Here is a 6507-nt window from a genome sequence, read left to right on the forward strand (position 1 = left end):
AGACTCCGCATACCGGTACTGCCGGGAGATTGCAAGGCATCACGCAAAGACATTCTATCTGGCGACCCTCTTCCTCCCCAAACCCCAGCAGAAGCCGATTTTCGCCATCTACGCTCTCCTGCGCACGGTCGACGACCTTGTCGACAATGCCCAGGACCAGCTTGAGGCGGGCCATATCACCCGAACCGACATCAACCGGATGCTTGAGGAGTGGATGGAAAAGCTGCAGAACTGTTATCAGGGAAAGCACGGCGGCGACCCGATCATGATGGCGTGGCACGATACCCTTCTGCGCTGCAACATCCCCATAGAACTCCCGCTCGAACTCATCGAGGGGGTCGCCATGGACATCGAATTCAATCCCTTCCAGACCTTCGACGAACTCTATGTATACTGCTACAAGGTTGCATCGGTGGTCGGGCTCATGACCTCCGAAATCTTCGGATACAGTGACCGCCGGGCGCTCCAGCACGCCATCGACCTTGGCATTGCCATGCAGCTTACCAACATCCTCCGCGATGTCGGGGAGGATATTGACCGCGGCAGGATCTACATCCCCCTTGAAGACCTCGAGCGGTTCGGGTACAGCAGGGAGGAGTTCATGCAGAAAACCATGAACGAACGATTCAAGAAGCTCATGCAGTTCCAGATCGAACGGGCTCGCAACTATTACCTTTCCGCCGACGAAGGGATCCCGATGCTTGAAAAAAGAAGCCGTTTCGCCGTTGCCGTCAGCAGCGTCAATTACGGCAACATCCTTAACGCAATTGAGGAAAACGGCTACGACGTCTTCACCAAAAGGGCATACCGGTCGTTCACCCAGAAAATCAGTACGATCCCCCACGTCTGGCTCAAAACACGAAACACACAGTAATCCCACGCCCCATGCACCAGGACAACGAACAGCTTTCCCTGAATGACCAGATGCAGCGCCGTTTCGACGAGCGGCGCCACCTTCAGGAATCAGGCATCAACCCCTATCCCTGCAGCTTTGAGGTAACCGGCCATTCCAGGCAGATCATCGAGCACTTCAAGGAAGACGCTGAGGAAAAAGTATCGGTTGCCGGTCGCATCATGGCCATCCGCAGGATGGGCAAAGCCTCCTTCTTCCATATTCAGGACAGCGATGGCCGCATGCAGATCTACCTGAAAAAGGACGAAGTCGGAGACGATGCCTACGCCACATTCAAGCTGCTCGACATAGGTGACATCGTCGGAGTCAACGGCTACACGTTCCGTACCAGAACCGGTGAAATTTCGGTGCATGCCGAGTCCTTCGAACTGCTCTGCAAATCGCTGCGTCCCATTCCCGTCGCCAAGGAAAAAGAGGTTGAAGGAGAAAAAGTGGTGTTCGACGCATTCGCCGACCGCGAACTGCGCTACCGCCAGCGCTACGTTGACCTCATCGTCAACCCCGAAGTCCGCAACACCTTCATCAAGAGAAGCGCCATCGTATCACACATCCGCAGCTTCTTCACGTCCCAAGGGTGGCTCGAGGTTGAAACCCCCATCCTCCAGCCCATTTACGGAGGAGCGGCGGCACGCCCGTTCACTACCCACCACAATGCGCTTGACATGCAGCTCTATCTGCGCATTGCCAACGAGCTCTACCTCAAACGCCTCATTGTCGGCGGCTTCGACGGCGTATTCGAGTTTGCAAAGGACTTCCGCAACGAAGGCATCGACCGCTTCCACAACCCGGAATTCACCCAGGTCGAACTCTATGTCGCCTACAAAGATTACGACTGGATGATGCGGCTCGTCGAGGAACTCTTCCAACAGACCGCCATTGCCGTAAACGGAACGGCAATGACAACGTTCCTCGGCCATGAGATAAGCCTTGAAGCACCCTTCCGCCGCCTCACCATCGCTGATTCCATTCGGGAGTACACCGGTGCCGAGATTGAAGGTAAAACCGAAACGGAACTCCGCAACCTGGCCAAGGACCTCGGACTGGAACTCGATCCGAAAATAGGATCCGGAAAAATCATCGATGAAATCTTCGGCGAATTCGTAGAGCCGAAGCTCATCCAGCCGACCTTCATCACCGACTACCCGACCGAGATGTCTCCCCTTGCCAAGCCCCACCGCTCCAAACCGGGACTTGTCGAGCGCTTCGAACTCATCGCCGGCGGCAAGGAGATATGCAACTCCTTCTCGGAACTCAACGATCCCGTGATCCAGCGCCAGCGGCTTGAAGAGCAGGCGAGCCTCCGCCAGCGCGGTGACGATGAAGCCATGGTGGTCGACGAAGACTTCCTCCGTGCCCTTGAATACGGCATGCCTCCCACGGCAGGCCTCGGCATCGGCATCGACCGCCTCGTCATGCTCATCACCGGAGAGGAATCAATACGCGATGTCATTTTCTTCCCGCACCTTAAGCCGGAATAAGAGTCCGTTCTCCAGCCTTACGACAGAAAAAGCCCCGGGATACCAGCACCGGGGCTTTATTTTTAATCCGCATGCAACTGCATCATGACAAGAACCGGACAAGCAGCATACCCCCGGATTATGTGTCTTTGCGTCAGAGAAAGGCGGGTCAATAAGTTCATATTGATAAAATCCGTATCAACATATAACATAGCCGCATTTTGATCTGAGATATGAGGAGTACGTCAGCACAACCATCCAAGATGTTCAGCAGCTCAATCACAGAAAATGTGATGGCCTGTGCATATCTTCATTCAGTAACCGGAGACTGGACGACGTCCTCGTCAGCCGCGTCTTCCGCTCTCTTCAGCAATACGGTAAACTGACTCCCCCGGTCCAGTTCGCTCTGCACTCCGATGCTCCCCCCCTGCATTTCGAAAATATCCTTGACAATGGCCAGACCGAGTCCGGTGCCCTCGATTTGCAAAGCACTAGGAACGCTCCGGTAGAATCGATCGAAGATCTTTTCGTGATCCGATGCGGCTATACCAATGCCCGTATCATCAACCGTAATAGAAACCATCTCTTCCGCCCCCGAGATACTGACCTTCACCCGACCACCCTTCGGAGTGAACTTCAACGCGTTGCCAAGAAGATTCATCATGACCTGCTTGAAGGAGTCCTGGTCAAAAACGACACGGTGTTCCCTGTCCGGTTTCTCTTCAACAAGCTCAATCCCTTTCTCCTCAGCCTGCCGTCTCAGGATGGCAACAACGGCCGAAACAGGCTTTACGGGGTCAAAGATTTGACGGCTGTACTTCGCCTTGCCGCTGTCAATGCGCGAAATGGTGAGAATATCCTCGATAAGACTTGAAAGCCGGACGCTCTCGTCATGGATGATTGAGGTGAACTCAAGACGGGTTGCAGGGTCCAGCGAGCCGCTTTCTTTGAGCAATGTGCTGGAAAAGCCAAGGATGGAAAACAGCGGAGTCCTGAGCTCATGAGAGACGCTGGAAATAAAATCGTTTTTGAGGCGGATGTTTTCCTGGATCTGACATTCATGTTTTTTCCGTTCACTGATATCGCGCATGGTGCCGACTATTTTCATCAAGCCGTCAGGTACACCCTTGATGAGGCTGATTGCCAGTGATACGGTAATCGACTCACCGCTCTTCGTGAGGAAATGGGCCTCGAAGTCCCTGAGGCTGCCCCTATCGACCAATGCGCTGATCAAGCAGTCCCTTTCTTCCGGATTAACATAATAATCGAGCGACTGGCGGTGCAGGATTTCGTCTCTTGTATAGCCGAAAGAACTGATGGAGGGGCTGATCTCCTCAATCGTACCCGTGGCAAGATTTACTTCAGCATAGACATCCTGAATGCTCTCGAAAATCGCACGGTACTTTGCTTCCCGTTCCCGAATCTGCTGCGCTGACTTTTCACGGTTCAGGGATCCGAAAATAATATCACTTGCTAGTTGCAGGAGGGGTATATGATCTTCATGAATGTTTAGAACTGAACTATTGACCCGGTCCAGCCCCAGAAATCCTCCTGAGAAACCGGCGGTCGAAACCGGCACGGCAACGAGAGAGCGGATGTCTTGGTGCTCAAGGTATTCCTTTTCCAGCTTCGCCTCCACGGGAAGAGCCGAAACATTCGGGATAAAAATCGGTTCATGCCTTTTGATGCGCTCCATCCACCACGGAAACTCGTCAACAGCAAGCTGCTGCAACCCGTGTTTCTTCGCCGCCACACCTGCCGCACACCACTCGTAAGTATTGCTGACCATCATCCCGTCATCCGTGAACTGGAAGATATAGCAACGATCAGCCTTGGTAAATGATCCGACAAGTCCCAGAACATGCTCAATACTCTCATCCAGCACTTCACCAACCGGGGTCATGAGATACGCTGAGATATTGGCTAGCAGGCCCTGAACACCATGCTTTGCCATCAGCTGCTGGTTGGTTGCCATCAATTGCTGTTCACTGGCCTGCAGCTGCTGGTTTGCCGCCATCAACTGCTGTTCACTGGCCTGCAGCTGCTGGTTTGCCGCCATCAACTGCTGCTCACTGGCCTGCAGCTGCTGGTTTGCCGCCATCAACTGCTGCTCACTGGCCTGCAGCTGCTGGTTTGCGAGGCGGATTGCCTGCTCAGCCTCCTTACTTTCAGTGATATCACGGAATACCCCCATCAGACAGGGTCTGTCACCGAAGAGAACTCCTGATGCTGTAATGCTGACAGGGATGCGGCTTCCCGCTGCGGTAATGACCTCCGACTCGACCACCCGCTGCACTCCTCTCGACTGCCGCTCAAATCCCTGCAGCGTCTCATCAAGCACATCGGCAGGATGAAGGGAATGAATCGTACGAAGCTTGAGGTCAGCAACACCGACACCCGTCATCTCCTCTGCCGCATGGTTACAATGCACGATTCTCTTCGTTTCCACATCAGCAACCACGATGGCGTCGGGAATGCCCTCATACAGAGCATGAAGCTGCGCCGCTTTTGCGGCCAGTTCATCTTCAAGGTGCCTGCGCTTCGTGATGTCATAGTTGGTGCCGATCATCTTCAGCGGCGTTCCTGCTTCATCATACAGGACAACCGCGCTGGCTTTGATATGATGGACATCTCCTGATGGATGGACGACCCGGAACTCAGTGTCAAAAGGCTTTCCGCCGGTCATCGCCTCATCGGCTTCTCGGGCAGCACGTTCCATATCATCAGGGTGCAAACCATTCACCCAAGCCTCATATGCCCCGGAAAATCGATCAGGCTCAATGCCGTAAAGCCGGTACATCCAGTCGTCCCATACGAGCAAACTGCCAGCGATGTCATATTCCCAGATTCCTATCCCTGCACTGTCAACGGCAGCCTTCATGCGGCTGGACAGTTCCCGGTTTTCATTATCTAGTCGTTCAAGGTCGCGGGCCATCATCCGCTCTTCTGTGATATCGCGATCCAGTCCTGAGTACCCGGCAAAGGCCCCGTTGTCGTCATAGATCGGAACTCCGGTGGTAAGCAGGGTTATCAGCCGGCCGTCCTTGTGGATATTGATGTTTTCAATGGCATGAATCGGCTGCCGGCTCTCGACAAGCGATCCAAAAATCCCGCTGACGCGTACTGCCTCTTCTGGAGGCATGAATGCAAAGGGTGGCTTTCCGAGCAGTTCCTCCGACTCATATCCCAGAGACTCTTTGACCTTAGAGCCAACACTGATATAGTTACCCTGCACATCAACCTGCCAGAGCCAGTCACTTAGGGTTTCATGCAATACCGATTTTTCAAGTGTACGAAAATATTCAGCTGTCTTTCGTTCATCCATAAACGGGCGGCAGATCGCGGCTGACTGCGTTTCAACCCGCGCCAACGACTCCATAAGAGGCTGAATCGCATCAGAGCTGAGGCCTGCCATAGCAAGCTGGGAGTGTAATTCTGCGATATTCTGCAACAGGAGCTCAGCTGACTGTACAAGTGCGTGTCTCATAAGGGGGTGGGGATTACAGAGATCTATCGTTTGATCTGATTTGCGCACATCCGGGGTGCTCAAAAAATTTGAATTAAAATATGGCAGGAAACTTTCTCATTGCCAAGAAAGTACGAAAGAATGCCCTGGCTTAAATGGTTCCATTATTATCGTATATTGATGAGGCAAAAACGCGCGGAGCGCTATGAATCAGCTTATTACTAACCGCCGTATTTAGCCAGACCACGCCCCTCATGGACATGAATACTGATGCCAATATCCTGATAGTCGATGACGAGCAGGATACTCTTTTTGCCCTGAAGCGATATCTGCGGCTTGAGCCCTATACAACCCATTTCGCAAAAAGTGCAGAGCAGGCCTTAGAGACATGCGATACAATCAATATCGCCGTTGTTGTCACCGACCTCCGTATGCCGGGCATGTCCGGCAAAGAACTGCTTGACGCTCTCCAAGAGCGGCACCCGTTGATCGTGCGCATCATCATCAGTGGCACCGAGGATATCGGTATGATCATCGACTCGATCAATTCAGGAGTGATCTTCCGCTTCATCCCGAAGCCAATGGAGCCGGAACCGGACAATGTCAACGAAGATGACGCATTTTTTTGAAAAAAAACATTCACTTTTCAGCCGGGTTCAGCACCACTTCCC

Annotated in this window: 4 protein-coding genes; 3 read left to right on the top strand and 1 reads right to left on the bottom strand. The window is 53.2% G+C overall.

What is annotated here, in order from left to right:
* Both A3K90_RS10175 and lysS read left to right on the top strand, forming a co-directional pair.
* On the top strand, positions 1 to 874 hold an 874-nt coding region (locus A3K90_RS10175), incomplete at its 5' end, for a phytoene/squalene synthase family protein (RefSeq protein ID WP_303682506.1).
* A gap of 11 nt (positions 875 to 885) precedes the next feature.
* Positions 886 to 2391, top strand: coding sequence for a lysine--tRNA ligase (gene lysS / locus A3K90_RS10180; protein WP_303682507.1), 1506 nt, complete (start codon positions 886 to 888; stop codon positions 2389 to 2391).
* Between the two features lie 289 nt (positions 2392 to 2680).
* On the opposite strand, the gene A3K90_RS10185 is transcribed toward lysS, so the two are convergent.
* Positions 2681 to 5644, bottom strand: coding sequence for a PAS domain S-box protein (locus tag A3K90_RS10185; RefSeq protein WP_303682508.1), 2964 nt, complete (start codon positions 5642 to 5644; stop codon positions 2681 to 2683).
* Positions 5645 to 6090: 446 nt separating this feature from the next.
* Between A3K90_RS10185 and A3K90_RS10190 the strand changes: the two genes are divergently transcribed.
* The gene (locus A3K90_RS10190; RefSeq protein ID WP_303682509.1) at positions 6091 to 6465 is read left to right on the top strand and encodes a response regulator; all 375 of its coding nucleotides are present in this window, start codon (positions 6091 to 6093) and stop codon (positions 6463 to 6465) included.
* The last annotated feature ends 42 nt before the right edge of the window (positions 6466 to 6507 follow it).

This window comes from Pelodictyon luteolum (assembly GCF_001622165.1).
GTDB classification, from domain to species: domain Bacteria; phylum Bacteroidota; class Chlorobiia; order Chlorobiales; family Chlorobiaceae; genus Chlorobium; species Chlorobium luteolum_B.